Origin of the sequence: Yoonia rosea (assembly GCF_900156505.1) — a bacterium.
In the GTDB taxonomy this organism is placed as follows: domain Bacteria; phylum Pseudomonadota; class Alphaproteobacteria; order Rhodobacterales; family Rhodobacteraceae; genus Yoonia; species Yoonia rosea.
Window position 1 is genome coordinate 203,581 of sequence record NZ_FTPR01000001.1, and the last position, 16,106, is coordinate 219,686.

The 16,106-nt window shown below is 59.0% G+C and carries 12 protein-coding genes; 7 read left to right on the forward strand and 5 right to left on the reverse strand.

The features are described 5' to 3' along the window. Positions 1-94: 94 nt before the first annotated feature. Complete coding sequence (pepN, locus tag B0B09_RS00980; RefSeq protein WP_076657987.1) at positions 95-2,647, reverse strand: aminopeptidase N; 2,553 nt, start codon at positions 2,645-2,647, stop codon at positions 95-97. A 113-nt stretch (positions 2,648-2,760) separates the two neighbouring features. On the opposite strand from pepN, the gene B0B09_RS00985 reads away from it, so the two are divergent. The 5 genes from B0B09_RS00985 (at position 2,761) to B0B09_RS01005 (ending at position 7,134) form a co-directional block, all read left to right on the forward strand. Continuing rightward, positions 2,761-2,916 (forward strand): DUF2256 domain-containing protein, encoded by a 156-nt coding sequence (locus B0B09_RS00985; RefSeq protein WP_076657988.1) that lies wholly within the window; start codon positions 2,761-2,763, stop codon positions 2,914-2,916. A gap of 113 nt (positions 2,917-3,029) precedes the next feature. Next, complete coding sequence (locus tag B0B09_RS00990) at positions 3,030-5,177, forward strand: malate synthase G (RefSeq protein WP_076657989.1); 2,148 nt, start codon at positions 3,030-3,032, stop codon at positions 5,175-5,177. 21 nt (positions 5,178-5,198) lie between these two features. Then, on the forward strand, positions 5,199-5,627 hold the full coding sequence (locus B0B09_RS00995; protein ID WP_055292099.1) for a GlcG/HbpS family heme-binding protein: 429 nt from the start codon (positions 5,199-5,201) through the stop codon (positions 5,625-5,627). A 141-nt stretch (positions 5,628-5,768) separates the two neighbouring features. Further along, positions 5,769-6,536: a gamma-glutamyl-gamma-aminobutyrate hydrolase family protein gene (locus tag B0B09_RS01000; RefSeq protein WP_076657990.1), complete on the forward strand. Its 768-nt coding sequence runs from the start codon at positions 5,769-5,771 to the stop codon at positions 6,534-6,536. A 67-nt stretch (positions 6,537-6,603) separates the two neighbouring features. After that, positions 6,604-7,134, forward strand: coding sequence for a flavodoxin domain-containing protein (locus tag B0B09_RS01005; RefSeq protein WP_076657991.1), 531 nt, complete (start codon positions 6,604-6,606; stop codon positions 7,132-7,134). Positions 7,135-7,148: 14 nt separating this feature from the next. Here the strand turns inward: B0B09_RS01005 and B0B09_RS01010 are convergent, their stop codons facing one another. From B0B09_RS01010 to B0B09_RS01020, 3 genes are all read right to left on the reverse strand, one after another. Further along, positions 7,149-9,383, reverse strand: a complete 2,235-nt coding sequence (locus B0B09_RS01010; RefSeq protein WP_076657992.1) for a xanthine dehydrogenase family protein molybdopterin-binding subunit — start codon at positions 9,381-9,383, stop codon at positions 7,149-7,151. Between the two features lies 1 nt (position 9,384). Further along, positions 9,385-9,852 carry a (2Fe-2S)-binding protein gene (locus B0B09_RS01015; protein WP_076657993.1) on the reverse strand — a complete coding sequence of 156 codons (468 nt, stop codon included), beginning with the start codon at positions 9,850-9,852 and terminating at the stop codon, positions 9,385-9,387. A gap of 81 nt (positions 9,853-9,933) precedes the next feature. Then, positions 9,934-11,097 (reverse strand): FAD-binding domain-containing protein, encoded by a 1,164-nt coding sequence (locus tag B0B09_RS01020; protein WP_076657994.1) that lies wholly within the window; start codon positions 11,095-11,097, stop codon positions 9,934-9,936. Positions 11,098-11,201: 104 nt separating this feature from the next. Here B0B09_RS01020 and B0B09_RS01025 point away from each other — a divergent pair, with 104 nt between their 5' ends. Both B0B09_RS01025 and B0B09_RS01030 read left to right on the forward strand, forming a co-directional pair. Then, positions 11,202-12,650 (forward strand): TrkH family potassium uptake protein, encoded by a 1,449-nt coding sequence (locus tag B0B09_RS01025; protein WP_055292110.1) that lies wholly within the window; start codon positions 11,202-11,204, stop codon positions 12,648-12,650. Then, positions 12,650-14,245 (forward strand): thiamine pyrophosphate-binding protein, encoded by a 1,596-nt coding sequence (locus B0B09_RS01030; protein WP_076657995.1) that lies wholly within the window; start codon positions 12,650-12,652, stop codon positions 14,243-14,245. The genes B0B09_RS01025 and B0B09_RS01030 overlap by 1 nt, the downstream gene beginning before the upstream one ends. Here B0B09_RS01030 and B0B09_RS01035 read toward each other — a convergent pair. After that, positions 14,232-15,914 (reverse strand): serine protease, encoded by a 1,683-nt coding sequence (locus tag B0B09_RS01035; RefSeq protein ID WP_242654314.1) that lies wholly within the window; start codon positions 15,912-15,914, stop codon positions 14,232-14,234. The two genes, B0B09_RS01030 and B0B09_RS01035, sit on opposite strands and share 14 nt — an antisense overlap. Between the last annotated feature and the right edge of the window lie 192 nt (positions 15,915-16,106).

The window sequence follows — 16,106 nt, forward strand, 5'->3', positions numbered from 1 at the left end:
CCATGCGCTGCCTGAAGTGACGTTGCTACGACAATTATGCGACGGCTTTGTAACGGCGGGGGCTTGCGTTTATGCGCAAGATCTTCGGCAGAATTCAGCCTAACAGCCGTGTCACCATCTCGTGAGTGTCGCCGGACAGCCCCGATGTTCCGGCAATGCGTTCCAATGCCTCGCGGATTTTCGTCTGCCTCTCTGTATCATAGTGTTTCCATGTATCAAAGGCTGTGGTCATCCGTGCTGTTGTTTGCGGGTTCAGCGGATCAAGCTTGATCAGCCAATCGGCCAGCAGATCATACCCCGCGCCAGAGCGGTGATGAAACCCCGCGGTATTCCCGCGCAACCCGCCAAAGACCGCACGAAAGCGGTTAGGGTTCTTGATATCAAAATCAGGATGCGCCGTCAGTTTCTCTGCCGTCGCCGCCGCTTGGTCCGCAGGGGCAAGGCTGACCTGCAGCGCAAACCATTTGTCCATGACAAGCCTGTCGTGACCCCACTGCGCCTCAAACGCGGCCAATTCATGCGCGCCCTTCGCAATTTGCAGCAATGCGCGCAACGCGCCCAGTTGCTGTGTCATATTGTCGGCACTGGCGAATTGTTGCGCCGCAGCTTTGCCGCCATCAAGTTTGCTTTGCAGCGCCAATACCGCATTACCCAAAGCGCGTTTGCCTGCGGGTTCCGCATCAGGCGTATATGGGCCATCCACGGACATATCGGCGTAAATGCGGGGCAGGGTGTCTTGCAGATGTTGGGCGATGTGCAGCTTCAGCGTTTCATGTACATCGTTGATCACTGCGGGGTCGGGGGTGTGGCCTGCGTCAAACAGTGCCTGAGCGGTGTCCTCTTCGCTGGGCAGGCGCAGGACCAGTGCGCGGAACGCAGGATCCAGTGTGTCATCGCGCAGCACAGCCGCAAGGCCGTCAAGGAAACCCGTGTCAGGTGTGGCGTTATCGCAGACCATACGCATGAGCAGGTCTTGCGCCAATGTGCGGCCCGCGTCCCAGCGGTTGAACGGATCGGTGTCGTGGGCCAGCAGGAAGGCGCGTTCGGCGTTTGTCTTGTCATGTTTAACAATCACAGGGGCCGAGAAATTCCGCAGAATGGACGCCGTCGGTTTGCTGGACAGCCCCCCGAAGCTGAAGGTCTGTTCCGCTTGCGTCATTTCCAGAACAGTGGTCGGCACCACCTCGGCACCGTTTTCATTGAGCAGCCCCACAGCGATCGGCAGCACGAGCGGTTCTTTCGTTTCTTGACCGGGCGTTGGCGGCGTTTCCTGACGCAGATGCAGCTGATACGTGCCATCCGCGTAGCTTTCATGCACGGTCAGGCGCGGTGTGCCGGCCTGACTGTACCACCGTGCGAACTGGGATAGGTCGCGTCCGGTGACGTCTTCGAATACCCGCAGCCAGTCTTCGATGGTGGCGGCATCGCCATCGTGGCGGTCGAAATAAAGATCAAGCGCTTTGGCATAGTCTGCGTCACCCACCAGAAGCTTCAGCATGCCGATGACTTCCGCGCCTTTCTCGTAGACGGTGGCGGTGTAAAAATTGTTGATCTCGACAAAACTGTCCGGACGGACCGGATGCGCCAAGGGGCCGTTGTCTTCGCGGAACTGATGCGCGCGCAGGACCATGGCATCGTCAATCCGCGTGACCGCGTGACTGCGCATATCGCCGGTGAACTGCTGGTCGCGGAACACCGTCAGACCCTCTTTCAGGCAAAGCTGGAACCAGTCACGGCAGGTGATCCGGTTGCCTGTCCAATTGTGGAAATACTCATGGGCGATGATCGCCTCGATCCGCTCGAAATCCGCGTCGGTGGCGGTTTCGGGCGAGGCAAGCACGGCAGAGGCGTTGAAGATGTTCAGACCCTTGTTCTCCATCGCACCCATGTTGAAATCATCGACGGCGACGATGTTGAACAAATCAAGGTCGTATTCGCGGCCATAGATCTCTTCATCCCACGCCATGGATTTTTTCAGCGCGTCCATGCCAAAGGCGCGCTTGGCCTCATCACCACCAGGGCGGACCCAGATATTCAGATCGACCTTGCGCCCTGAACGGGTGGTGAATGTATCGGACAACGCCACAAGATCACCGGCAATAAGCGCAAAAAGATACGCAGGCTTGGGCCAAGGATCATGCCATTCGGCCCAACCCTCATCCTGTGCAACAGGGTTCCCGTTTGAGAGCAGTACCGGCAGATCGCCCTCGATCCGGACAGTGAATACAGCCATCACATCGGGGCGGTCGGGATAATAGGTAATCTTGCGAAAACCCTCTGCCTCGCATTGGGTGCAATACATGCCATTCGACATATAAAGCCCTTCAAGTGATGTGTTGGTACTTGGGCTGATCTCGACCTCGGCCTCAAACACGAATGGCGCGTCGGGTGCATCATAGCGCAGGCCCTCTGCGCTCAGATCAGGTGTGATGGGTGCCCCGTCGATCATGGCACTGACAAAGCGCAGGTCCTGCCCATGCAGAAAGAATTCCTTGCTGGTGGCATCCGGGTTTGGCCGGAATGCGATGCGCGAGATGACACGGGTGTCGGTCGCCCCCAGTTTGAACGTCAAATGGACACTGTCGACCAGATAGGCCGGCGGGGTGTAGTCGGACAGATAGATCGTCTGTGGGGCCGGGTTTTTCATGGTGGTATCCTTACTGGTTTGTCCAAAGCTAGGACGCCAAGTGCCGATGTTCCACCGCCAATCGGGTGCAATATAATTTTTGATAAACCTTCCGCACGGTATATCTTTGCCTCATGCCCAAGATGCGCCGCAAAGCTGACCTGCCCCAAAAAACCTGTGCCACCTGTGGCCGGCCTTTTGCATGGCGCAAGAAATGGGCCAAGGTGTGGGACGAGGTCCGCTATTGCTCGGATCGCTGCAAATCGGGGCGTTCGGTATCCGACCGCTAATTGCACAAGAGAAAACTTGCTACTCTTTGTTGCCTATCGGAAACTTTCGCACTAACTCGTGGCCCTAAGCATTTGTGTGCAGCCGTATGCAGATTTCTGAGGGGAGAATTGTCATGACAGATCGTATCGAAAAGCACGGGCTCAAAGTGGCCGCCGAGCTTGCCGAATTTATCGACACGCGCGCGCTGGAAGGGACTGGCGTGACGAGCGACCAGTTCTGGAAAGGATTTGCCGGATTGGTTGCCGAAATGACTCCGCGCAACCGTGCCGCCCTTGCCAGACGTGACGAGCTGCAAGAGACCATCGACGCATGGCATGTGGCCCGTCGGGGTGTCCAACTGGATCGCGCGGAATACGAGGCGTTCCTGCAAGAGATCGGCTATCTGGTCCCCGAAGGCGATGATTTCGCCATCGACACTGCGAACGTCGATCCCGAGATCGCCACGGTTCCCGGCCCCCAGCTTGTTGTGCCGATCACCAACGCGCGCTTTGCACTGAATGCAGCCAATGCCCGCTGGGGCAGCCTTTATGATGCGTTCTACGGTACCGATGCGATGGGCGTGCAGCCCCCCAAGGGCCCCTATGACCGTGGGCATGGTGCCCGCGTTGTGGCCCGTGCCCGTGTTTTCCTTGACGAGGCATTTCCGATTGTCGGCACCAGCCACGCTGATGTGTCGCGCTACTATGTCCATGACGGCGCGTTGCTGGTGGATGACCAGCCGCTGCGCGAGCCCGAGAAATTCGTAGGCTACCGTGGCAACCCCAAAGCACCGGATGCGGTTCTGCTACGCAACAACGGTCTGCATGTAGAGCTGGTTTTTGACCGCGCCCACCCGATCGGCAGCCGCGACCAAGCCTTGCTTGCAGATGTGCGCATGGAAAGTGCGGTCTCGGCGATCATGGATTGTGAAGACAGTGTGGCTTGCGTGGATGCCGAAGATAAGGTCGAAGCATACGCCAACTGGCTGGGTCTGATGCAGGGCAACCTGACGTCCGAATTCGAAAAGGGCGGCAAGACGATGACCCGCCGTCTGGCTGACGACATCACCTACACCGCCGCTGGCGGGGGCGAACTGACCCTGAAAGGCCGCGCGCTTTTGTGGATCCGCAACGTGGGTCACCTGATGACGAACCCTGCGATCCTCGATGCCAACGGCGATGAGGTGTTCGAGGGTCTGATGGACGCGATGATCACTGTCATGATCGCGATGCATGATTTGAAACGTGATGGCGGTAACTCGGCCCTCGGATCGGTCTATGTTGTGAAGCCCAAGATGCACGGCCCCGATGAAGTCGCGCTGACCTCTGATATCTTCAGCATGGTCGAAGACGCGCTGGGCCTGCCGCGTGATACGGTCAAGATCGGCATCATGGACGAAGAACGCCGTACAACGGTGAACCTGAAGGAATGTATCCGTGCAGCCAAATCACGGGTCGCCTTTATCAACACTGGTTTCCTTGATCGTACCGGCGACGAAATCCACACCTCAATGGAGGCGGGGCCGTTCAGCCGTAAGGACTTTATCAAGCGCAAACAGTGGATTGGCGCCTATGAGGACCAGAACGTGGATATCGGTCTGGAATGTAGTTTTTCGGGTAAAGCGCAGATCGGCAAAGGCATGTGGGCCATGCCCGATATGATGGCGGCGATGCTGGAACAAAAGATCGGCCACCCGCAATCCGGTGCGAACTGCGCGTGGGTGCCCAGCCCGACAGCGGCTACATTGCACGCGCTGCATTATCACAAGGTTGACGTGATGGCGGTGCAGGACAAACTGCGCAAAGGCGGACGTCGCGCCTATGTGTCCTCTATTCTGGATATTCCGCTGGCACAGTACCAACGCTGGACCGATGCGCAGAAGATCAAGGAAGTTGAGAACAACGCCCAAGGTATCCTGGGCTATGTCGTGCGCTGGATTGATCAGGGCGTAGGCTGTTCCAAAGTGCCGGACATCAACAATGTCGGCCTGATGGAAGACCGCGCCACCTGCCGGATTTCCAGTCAGGCGCTGGCCAATTGGCTGCACCACGATGTTGTCAGCGAAGAACAGGTTATGGAGGCGATGCGCAAGATGGCGGCAGTTGTTGACGAACAAAACGCGGGTGATCCTGCCTATCGTCCGATGGCCCCGGACTTCAACGGGATTGCATTTCAGGCCGCCTGTGATCTGGTGTTCAAGGGCCGCGTCCAGCCGTCAGGCTATACCGAGCCTGTGCTGCACCAGCGCCGGTTAGAGCTCAAAGCGCAGCGCAATCACTAAGCTCTGAAAGGGAGTCTCAATATGGCTGAAATCTCAGCAAACAAAGCCCGGACGATCATCCGCAAGGCCCTCGCCAAGGGTGACGAGATGGGGTTCAAACCGCTCTCTGTTGTGATCCTTGATGCCGGCGGGCATGTGAAAGCGTTCGAACGCGCTGATGGGGCCGCGCCTGGACGTTTCGGGATCGCGCATGGCAAGGCCTATGGATCGGTCATGCTTGGCATGGCAGGCACCGCGCAGATGGCACGCGCCGAGCAGCAGGCCTATTTCATGGCCGCTGTGAATGGTGTTTACGGCGGGCAGGTTGTGCCTGTGCCAGGTGGCGTTCTGGTCCGTGACAAACGTGGTGCCGTCATCGGCGCTGTAGGTGTCACCGGCGATACCTCGGACAATGATGTGATTGCCGCAATGGCAGGGATCGAGGCCGCAGGCCTGATCGGCGAAGCCTGATTTTCGTCAAAGTCCCGAAAATTTCGCATATGCTGCCGAAAAAAGCGGCATATGCGCTATAGTGGGCGTTTCGGCACTATGGACCATCTTTCAAACCCGCCACAGAGACGCTAGTTTCGCGGGGAACTGAAAGGGTACAAAATGGCGCGTCCTGTTGTCGGCATTATCTCGAATTCACATCTGATCAATGACCAGTATCTGGTGCAGGGTGCGGGTGCGATGAACGTGCAGGCTTTGTCGCGTGTTTCGGGCGTCGTGCCGGTGATCATTCCGGTCGAACCTGATCTGGTCCATATCGAGGAATTGATGACATCCTGTGACGGCTTCTTCTTTCCAGGCGGGCGCCCGAATGTGCACCCCGAAGAATACGGCGAAGAAGAAACCGAGGCACACGGCACGTTCGAGCGGAACCGTGACCGTCTGACCCTGCCGCTGATCCGCGCTTGTGTGGCACGTGGCCAACCGGTCATGGGCGTCTGCCTTGGTTTTCAGGAAATGAATGTCGCGATGGGTGGTTCACTTTATCCTGAAATCCGCGATCTGCCCGGCCGGGATAACCACCGGATGCCCCCTGATGGGACTTTGGAGGAAAAGTTCGAGCTGCGCCACGAGGTCACGCTGACCGAAGGCGGGCCGTTTCACCGGCTGTTCGGCAGTCACAAAGTCATGACCAACACCTTGCACGGGCAGGGTATCAAGGAACCGGGGCCACGCATCGTGATTGACGGCCACGCGCCCGATGGCACGCCCGAAGCGATTTATGTCAAAGATGCACCGGGGTTCACCATGTCGGTCCAGTGGCACCCAGAATGGAACGCCGCAGATGATCCGGTGTCGCGGCCGCTGTTTGAGGCCTTTGGCGATGCATGCCGCGCATGGGCATCCGGTGGGCTGCGCAAAGCAGGCTGACTGATTTCGATCAATCTGGCGTCACGTGCTCTTTGCTATGGTCCCACCAGCAGCAAGGAGCATCACAATGAATATTCTGATCGCCTATGCCTCGACCGAGGGGCAGACCCGCAAGATCGCACGTTATGCCGCCGATTATCTGAACGGGCAGGGGCATACTGTCGAACTGTGCGGTGCCGCAGACGCCAAAGATGCGGAACTTGCCCGTTTTGATGCGGTCTTGCTGGCGGGCTCAGTTCATGCGGGAAAATATCAAAAACCGCTCGTGGCCTTTGCCAAGAACAAAGCAAGTGATCTGGCGCATGTGCGATCCGCCTTCCTGTCGGTCTCATTGGCCGCTGCCGGTGATGACCCTGATGATTGGAAAGGACTGTCGGACTGCGTGACCCGCTTTGCGGAAAAGACAGGCTGGACACCCCCGACCGTGATGCATGTCGCGGGGGCGTTCCGTTTCTCGGAGTATGATTTTTTCAAATCATGGGCGATGCGTTGGATTGCAGCGCAAAAGGACCACGAGGTGAAGCCGGGGCAGGACAAGGAATACACCGACTGGGCGGCCCTGAAAAAGACGCTCGACGGGTGGCTTGCAGGCGGGTAAGCCCCGCCCGCACCTTATAAAATCAAGTCAAAAGTCTTGATCAGCGGCAATTCACGCGCCCGCGTGCCCGTCAGATCGAACAAAGCGTTCCCCAAAGCAGGCATGGACGGCGGTGTGCCGGGTTCACCGGCCCCGCCCATGAAGGGATTGGTCTCCAGCAGGCGCACTTCGAATTCCGGCACCGTGTGCATCCGCATCGCGTCATAGTCATAGAAGTTGCCTTGCTCGACCATGCCATCCGCAAAGGTGATCTCTTCCTGCATCGCCGCAGAGAAACCGTAGATTGCCCCCGAGGTCATCTGCGCCTCAACGATACTTGGGTCCAGCACCGTGCCCAGATCGGCCGCGATCCAGCATTTGTTGATCCTGATGCCGCGCCCTGTGTCCTCGACCTCGACAACCTGCGCAACGGGCGTGCCGAACGAAAAGCTGAAGGCCACACCGCGCCCGATATTGGCAGGGGTCTGGCCGGTCCAGCCCGCCATCTCGCCCACTGCTTCGATCACGCCGGCAGACGGGGCGTGTTCGGCGCGCGCCAGATCAAGCCGGAATTGCAGGGGGTCTGTGCCAGCGGCATGGGCCATCTCGTCAATGAAGGTATCCAGCATAAAGCCGTTGATCGAGGCCCCCACCGAGCGCCAGAACCCGATTGGCACATCGATATTCGTCAGGTGACCGGCAATGCGGAAATGGGGGATTGCATAGGGTTGATCCGCCGCACCTTCCACATGCAACCGGTCAGGGCCGGGGGGCACCGCACCGGTCTGGCGCAGCGAAGAGCTGTGAAACACCGAAGGTGCGGCGACCTTGCCGTCAACCAGCACCGCCTTGCCATCCTGCACCACACCGCGGAACTGCGCGATGGCCGCGGGTCGGTAAAAATCGCGCCGCATGTCTTCCTCACGGCTCCAGATCATTCGGATCGGCGTGTCAGGCATGGCGGCGGCGATGCGCGCGGCAAGCACCGAGAAGTCCATCTCGCCACGGCGCCCGAAACCGCCACCCAGATAGGTTGTGTGCAGCGTCACCTGTTCCGGTGTCAGACCCACAGCCTTTGCACAGGCATCGCGGATCATCGTGGGTGCCTGATTGCCCGACCAGACCTCAAGCGCGTCGCCAGTAAAAAGGGCCGTGGCACTCATCGGCTCCATCGTTGCATGGGCCAGCCAGGGCACATAGTATTCTGCCGTAATTTCAGTGCCTTCCACGGCGCTTGTGACGTCGCCATCATCGCGCACCATGCTGTCGGCATCTTCATCGAGAGACGCCGCAATTGCAGCACGCAGCCCCTCGGTATCGACAGGGTAATTCGCAGGCGTCCATGTGATATCCACGGCCTCGGCCGCCTGCATCGCAAGCCAAGTATTGCTGGCAATCACCGCGATCCCGTCGCCCAGATCAATGATCGCCTCGACCCCGTCCATGTCGCGGGCGGCGCTGTCGTCATAGCTGTCCATGCCCGCACGCGTCGGGCTCATGCGGACGGTGGCGAATTTCATGCCATCCAATTGCGTGTCGGTGGCAAACTTAGCTGTTCCGGTAACTTTTCCAACCATGTCAAGGCGGGGCATGGATTTGCCCAGATATTTCCATGTCGCAGGGTCACGCAATGCCACATCAGGGGGGGTGATACCCGCCAATGCCTCGGCCAGATCACCATAGGCGATGGTCGTGCCATCTGGGGCAATCACGGTGCTGTTTTCGGTCCGCAGGTCGCTGGCAGGCACACCAAGCCGTTCCGCGGCTGCCAGTTTCAGCGCCTCGCGCGCCGACGCGCCCGCATGGCGCATCCGCTCGTAGAAATCCTTCATCGAGGTTGATCCGCCGGTCGCCTGCAGGTCGAGCAATTTGCCCACCTTGCCGATCTGTTCGCGCATCTCGTGCTTGAAGGGGGTGTCTTTATAATGCGCGCCGGGGATCGCCATGCCGAGGAAGACCGAGTTGTAATAGGCCTGAGCCGGCGGACCATGTAGCACGGTGATGTCTTCCCATGCGACGTCGAGTTCTTCAGCGGCGAGTGCGGCCAGCGTCGTCTGCACCCCTTGGCCCATTTCCGCGCGGGGCGCGATCAGGGTCACACCGTCGCGGGTGATCAGCACGAAAGGGTTCAGCGTCGCCTCTCCATCGCCTGCCACCAGCGGGTTCGGCGCGTCTTTGTTCATCTGGTAGATGCCAAAGGCCGCACCGCCCACGATCGCGGCAGAGCCGATCAGGAACGTGCGGCGGGCAATTGTCTTGAGACGACCCATCTTAAGTCTCCTCTGACAGACGCTGGGCGGCATCTTTGATCGCCGCGCGAATACGAGGGTAGGTGCCGCAGCGGCACAGGTTTCCCTGCATCGCATCGTCAATGTCCTGATCGGTCGGGTCAGGCGTTTGCGCGAGAAGGGCCGCCGCGTTCATGATCTGGCCCGACTGGCAATAGCCGCATTGCGCCACCTGATGATCAACCCAGGCCTGCTGAATCGTGGCCATCGCGTCAGGGGTGCCAAGCCCTTCGATCGTTGTCACCTCACCCCAGACATCGGCCAAAGCCACCTGACATGAGCGGACCGCCTCCCCGTCAATATGCACGGTACAGGCCCCACAGGCGGCCACGCCACAGCCGAATTTGGTACCTGTCAGCCCGATTTCATCGCGCAAGACCCATAACAAGGGCACATTTTCTGGCAGGTCCACGTCATGCGCGGTGCCGTTGATGGTGAGGCGAGTGGCCATGATACTGCTCCAAATGTGAACTGGATAGTTTAGTTTAAGTCAGATATTTAACGCGTGCAATGGGCCGTGTCGTGACGTCACTCACGTCACCCGCAGCCCCTTGATGTCACCCAGAAGGGTGGGAATCTTATCCTTGAAACGGAAAAACCCGTGCGTGGCATACGGCCAGGCAGCACTGTCATAAGGTCGGATGACTTGGCAGAGGCGGACATCTTTCAGCACGTCACGCGTCGGGCCGGTTGGAATGTATGAGGTGACGATTTGCTCGATGTTATGCGCTGATGCCCATTCTGCAACAGTCTCGGGCGTGACCTGCGCGATTGGCCCCAGTTTGTCGGCATAGCGCGCTGCTGCATCTTTTTGTGCATCAGCCACAAATGCCGTGACACGGTCGCTCACGGCCAGCGGGCTGCGCGTGGCGGTTGTTTGCACCATCGCCACTGCGCAGGGCTGAAAATGATGGGCTAGCCATCCCGGTGACAGGTCTTCTTCGGTGATCAAGAGCCCCGTGCGTAATGCGGGATCATAGCTATCCGACACCGGCACAGGCCCGCGTGGCGGCGCGGGTGGCCCTTCCAACGGTGCTGCAAAAGTCGCCAGACCCTTGGGATCAAACCGCCCTTCGGTGTATTTCGCGATGTTGTCGGGACGCGCCAGATAGGTCTTGCCAACAGTCTGCAACCCGCCGACCCAACGCCAAGACAGGGTGTTGGAGGCCGGATCGCCATCCAGTAGATGCCGCATGAAAAAATCCGCGCCCAAAGTCCACGGCAGGCGCAAGGTGAAAATCCAGATCGAGGCAAACCACATCCGCGCGTGATTATGCAGATAGCCGGTGTCGGCCAACTGCCTTGCCCAGTGGTCAAAGCATTCAATGCCGGTCTCACCCTTGCAGGCGGCCTCCCAATCCTGCCGCAGGCCGCTTTCGGTCTGAATGCGGTTCAATGCGCCGTTCAGATCGGCGCGGTACATGTCCCAGACGGCAGGGCGCAATTCAAGCCAGCCTTTCCAGTAGGTGCGCCAATAGACCTCTTGGATGAATTTTTCGGCCGCAGTGGCGCTATGGCGGGCCAGAACGGTCTTGAGCACATCTTCTTCGGTGATCATCCGGTGGCGAATATAGGGCGACAGGGCCGACACATGCGCCACATCATCATAATTGCGTTTGCCCGCATAATCACGGCCCGCCTTTGGGGCGAAGGCGTTGAGACGGGACAGAGCTGCGGCATAAGTTGGATCAAACATGCGGTGGAGCTAAGGCGTGTGCACGGGCTTTCAAGCGACAGTCTGTCGCGAATATCGCTGTGGTGTTCTTGACACCGGCGAAAGGGCAGGACAACGCTGCCCGCATGGTTGATTTACGCCCCGTGGGATATGTGATCGGTCTGCTGGTGGCATCGCTTGGCCTGACCATGCTGGTCCCATTGGCGATTGATCTAATGGCAGGCAACGGACATTGGTTTGTCTTCTTCGAAAGCGCGGTCATCACGATCGTGACCGGGGGCCTGATTGCGCTTGCCTGTGCAAATGGCGTGTCAGAAGGGCTAAGCCTGCGGCAAACCTTCCTGCTCACGTCGCTTGTCTGGCTTATGCTGCCTGTGTTCGGGGCGCTGCCCTTCATGCTTGGGGCGCCGGACGCAAATTTCACGGACGCCTTTTTTGAAGCGATGTCCGGCCTGACCACAACGGGGGCTACCGTTTTTACGGGAATCGAGAATCTGCCTGACGGGATCAAGCTTTGGCGCGGTATCCTGCAATGGCTGGGTGGGGTCGGGATCATCGTGGTCGCGATGGTCTTTCTGCCCGAACTGCGTGTGGGTGGGATGCAAATTTTCCGGTCAGAAGCCTTTGATACAATGGGGAAAATCCTGCCCCGCGCTGGCCAGATCGCAAGCCGGATTTCGGTGATCTATATTATTCTGACCATCAGCTGCGCGCTGGCCTATTCTGTGACCGGCATGGTGCCCTTTGATGCCATCGTACATGCGATGACCACGGTCTCGACAGGGGGAATGGCGAATTCGGATGCCTCTTTCGGGCTTTACGGTGCGGGCGCGCACTATGTGGGGGCGGTCTTCATGGTGCTCGCGGCATTGCCGTTTGTGCGCTACGTTCAATTGATCGCCGGCACAGCACAGCCGCTTTGGCAAGATACGCAGATTCATACGTTTTTCTGGATTGTTCTTGTCACCGTTCTGCTGATGACGTCGTGGGTCTGGGGACGTGAAGGGGTTATGTCAGAGATCGCTTTTCGTGAGGCGCTATTTAACATCACGTCAATCATTTCAGGGACCGGTTATTCCAGTGCCGATTATATGACATGGGGAACGTTCCCTGTCGTCCTGTTCTTCTTCATCGGCCTGATCGGGGGCTGTGCGGGCTCGACCTCTTGTTCTGTCAAAGTGTTCCGCTACCAGCTGGTTTTTGCCGCGATCAAAAGCCAGATCCGCCAAATCCATTCCCCACATGGTATGTTCACCCCACGCTATGACGGACGCCCGATCAGTGAGGATGTGCTGAACTCGGTGATTGCGTTTCTGGTGGCATTTATTCTTGCTTTGGGGGGCACTGCGGTGCTGCTGGGGCTGACTGGCCTCGACTTCATCACGTCGGTTTCGGGTGCTGCCGCAGCCATTGCCAATATTGGCCCGGGTCTCGGGACCGAGATCGGACCGGCAGGCAACTATGCAAACATCAACGATACCGCGAAATGGATATTGGCGATTGCCATGTTTGTGGGGCGCTTGGAAATCATGGTCGTGTTGACGATCCTGACGATCAAATTCTGGAGAAACTGATGACCACACGTCCGCTTGGCGCGCAAATCTCGCATATGCTGAAAGATCGCGGGGTGGATACCATTTTTGGCATTCCCGGTGTGCATAATCAGGAAATGTATCGCGGGATCGAAGAGGCGGGGATCACCCATGTGCTGGCGCGTCACGAACAGGGCGCTGGCTTTATGGCCGACGGTTATGCCCGTGCGACCGGCAAGGTGGGCGTGGCCTACGTGATTTCCGGGCCGGGGCTGTGCAACATCATGACACCGATGGGGCAGGCCTATTCCGACAGCGTGCCGATGCTGGTGATCTCGTCTGTACTGGATGAGACAGAGGCCAAACGCGGGCAATTGCACCAGATGAAAGATCAGGAAGGGGCGGCAGCGACCGTTTGCGACTGGTCGGTGACGGCGCGGTCGGCCGAGGCAAGCTATCAGTTGATCGACCGCGCACTGACCGAACTTTCGACCGGTGTGCTATCGCCCAAACACATTCAGGTCCCGATTGCGCAGCTCGAAGCCAATGCCGCCCCTGCGCCTGAGCGTGCGGATGAGTGGCCCTACCGCCCCGAAGCGGCAGCCCTGCAGCGAATTTCCCTGATCGACCGACTGAATGCGTCCAAGCGCCCGCTTTTTATTTTTGGCGGTGGTGCGGCGTATGGGGTGGACCGCTGGATGCCACACTTCCAGCGTTTGAACGCGGCCTCTTTTACCACCTACGCCGGACGCGGGATCATCCCCGATGACAGCCCGCTGCACTTTGGCGCAACGCTTGCCCGCGCCGGAAGCGAGGCTGTGATTGCTTCGGCTGATCTTGTCGTCGCTGTCGGCACGCGGCTGAGCGAGGTTGATCTGTGGCGCGATCATCTGGGACACACTGCGCCGCTCGTCCGGATTGATCTGGACCCAGAGAGCCTTTCAGATCGCCACAATGCCGACACCCGCATTCTGGCCGATGCCAGCGCGCATCTGACCGAAAGCCTGATCCAGCTGGAAGGCGTCAAAAAGACCGGATGGACCGCAGAAGAAGTCAGATCCACCCGTGCCAGATGGCGGGCCGAGCTTGATGCCGAACGGCCCGGCATATTGCCTGTCGCGGATGCGCTCAAAGAAGCGGTCCCTGCCGACACCATGTTTTTTTCCGATATGACCCAATTCGCCTATGCCGCCAAAGAGGTCTACCCGATGGACCGCCCCGGCCACTGGCACCACCCTTACGGTTTCGGCACGCTGGGCTATGCACTGCCTGCCGCGATTGGCGGCAAGATCGGGGTTGGCGACCAGCCGGTCATTGCCATTCTGGGCGACTATGGTTTCCAATATACCGTGCAGGAGCTGGCCGTGGCGGTTGAGTTGGAATTAACGCTGCCGATAATCATCTGGGACAACGGCAAGTTAGGTGAGATCGAGGACAGCATGGTGCGCGCCCAGATCGCGCCAAACGCGGTCATTCAGCGCAATCCCAATTTCCTTAAACTCGCAGAGGCCTACGGCGCCGCAGCAACCCAGCCTGCAAATCTGGACGCATTCAAGGTGGCCGTTCAGAGGGCCCTTGCAACCAAAGGCCCGACTGTCATTCGTGTGATGTCGGATATCGCGCTTACCAGCAGCTGACCAAGACGGTGACATTCGCGGCTTTTTCGGTCAGTGCATGGGCTGACAGGGGAGGGCCAGCATCACCGCGCACAGGCGTGATGTTCAGTGTCTCAAGCGTCGCGATGATCATCTCGGCATCCAGCGCGAATTGCACATCTGCTGGCAAGGCCTGACCGCCATCTCCAGCGCGCGTCAGCAACATGCCCAGCACATTGCCGGCCTGATCCAGCACTGGCCCGCCCGCGTTGCTGGGCTGGGTGGCGACAGAGAGGCGTGAGATGCGGCTATCACCCGTCAAGTCACGGATATCTTCCAGCGTGCCAAAGGTCAGTGTGGGTGCATTCAGGGCGCCGTTGAAAGGATAGCCCGCCACTGCCACCGGATCTTTCAGGCGCGGTGTCCGCGGTTGGAAGGCTGCAACCTCGATAGGGGACAGGGCGGCAAGCGGGCGCAAGAGCGTGATCCCAAGAGCCGGGTCGGTGGCCAGAACTTCGGCATCCGTCTCGCGGTCAAAGGTAATCCGCGCGCAACTCTCTACCGCTTCGGGAGTGGTCAGGACGAGGCCATCGCGCGACACATAAAACCCGGACCGTGACAGTTTCGGCTGCCGCACCGAAAGCCCTGCAATCATGTCAATGGCCTGATCCTCACTGGCGGGCACAAGATTGGGATCAAGCGTGCCGTCCAGCCGTGCGAAACTGGCATTCATCAAATCCAGCACCCGCGCACGACGCCGGTCGTCACCTGCGGGCCAGACCAGCACAAAGCCCTTGATCTCGCCGTCCTGCAAGCTGGCTGTGGCGTAGGAATGGATACCGTCGCCGAGCCCTTCGATAGTAAAGCTATTGCCCTGTAAACTGCGCGGTCCCTCGGTCGGCATGATGTCAAGCACCTGCAAGACCTCGTAAAGCCCTCTCAGCCGTCCCGCATCACCCGTTTGCGAGATCATCAGCACCCGCGCAGCCGAGAGATCACCCTGACCGTCGTACTGGGCAAAGGGTGGCTGATACTCTGCGAAAGTGACCGCAGCAGTGGGAAGCTGCATTTGAATGCCTGCTGTCTCGTCTCGGACTAGCTGCATCTCCAGATCGGCGATCACAGCATTGTATTGCAACAATAACTGCGCACGCTGGCGGGCTGTTAAAACACCGGTCGGTTCTTGGTTGTAGGCAGTTTGCCAAGCGGCCATCGCGCTGCGCGTGCCGCGCCCGAAAGCGCCATCAATCGTTGAATTGTAAAAACCGGCCCACCGCAGCGCCAATTGCAGTTCTTCGCGTGCCTCGCGTGGCAAAGCCGCCTCGGATGCGCGGGCCTGGCCGAGTGTTTCTTCGGGTGCGGTCAGGTCCACCTGAGGCAGGGCAGGTAGCTCTGGCGCGCGGTCCGGTGCGGTTGACACAGTGGATGCTTGCGCGCCGCCGATGGGCCAGAACTGCTGCTCGAAACGGCGTCCGTTCTGCAGGTAGCTGTCAGAGGGGATTTGTCCGCTGCTCAGCAAGCGGGACAACTCTGCGCGGGCAAGACTTTCGCTATAGGGCCCCAGCACAATGCCGTAAAATCCGCGTCCCAGATAATACCCCTCAACGTCGCTGAACCGCCGCGCGTAAAAGCGTGCGCGCTCGGTCGCTTCGGTCAGTGTCTGGCGCGCCTCGATCTGTACCCAATAGCGGTCCTGTGCCTGGGCCTGCATGGCAGAAACAAATAAAAGGAGCGCGACGACAAAAGCCCTGAACATGAAAAACCTCGAAAGTGAAATAGTGTTTGGATTGTGGTGGCGGCCAACGCGTTGCAGCGCAAGCCAGACTTTGTGCAAACCGTGTGGCAAAGCACAAAAAAATCTGCAGGCGTTGCCCAATTGACCCTGTCGGCCCAGCACCCTATT

Bases quoted from the DNA above. Each gene is read 5' to 3' on its own strand.
- pepN (WP_076657987.1), bottom strand. From the start codon at position 2,647: ATGAAAAACCCGGCCCCACAGACGATCTATCTGTCCGACTACACCCCG.
- B0B09_RS00985 (WP_076657988.1), top strand. From the start codon at position 2,761: ATGCCCAAGATGCGCCGCAAAGCTGACCTGCCCCAAAAAACCTGTGCC.
- B0B09_RS00990 (WP_076657989.1), top strand. From the start codon at position 3,030: ATGACAGATCGTATCGAAAAGCACGGGCTCAAAGTGGCCGCCGAGCTT.
- B0B09_RS00995 (WP_055292099.1), top strand. From the start codon at position 5,199: ATGGCTGAAATCTCAGCAAACAAAGCCCGGACGATCATCCGCAAGGCC.
- B0B09_RS01000 (WP_076657990.1), top strand. From the start codon at position 5,769: ATGGCGCGTCCTGTTGTCGGCATTATCTCGAATTCACATCTGATCAAT.
- B0B09_RS01005 (WP_076657991.1), top strand. From the start codon at position 6,604: ATGAATATTCTGATCGCCTATGCCTCGACCGAGGGGCAGACCCGCAAG.
- B0B09_RS01010 (WP_076657992.1), bottom strand. From the start codon at position 9,383: ATGGGTCGTCTCAAGACAATTGCCCGCCGCACGTTCCTGATCGGCTCT.
- B0B09_RS01015 (WP_076657993.1), bottom strand. From the start codon at position 9,852: ATGGCCACTCGCCTCACCATCAACGGCACCGCGCATGACGTGGACCTG.
- B0B09_RS01020 (WP_076657994.1), bottom strand. From the start codon at position 11,097: ATGTTTGATCCAACTTATGCCGCAGCTCTGTCCCGTCTCAACGCCTTC.
- B0B09_RS01025 (WP_055292110.1), top strand. From the start codon at position 11,202: ATGGTTGATTTACGCCCCGTGGGATATGTGATCGGTCTGCTGGTGGCA.
- B0B09_RS01030 (WP_076657995.1), top strand. From the start codon at position 12,650: ATGACCACACGTCCGCTTGGCGCGCAAATCTCGCATATGCTGAAAGAT.
- B0B09_RS01035 (WP_242654314.1), bottom strand. From the start codon at position 15,914: ATGCAGGCCCAGGCACAGGACCGCTATTGGGTACAGATCGAGGCGCGC.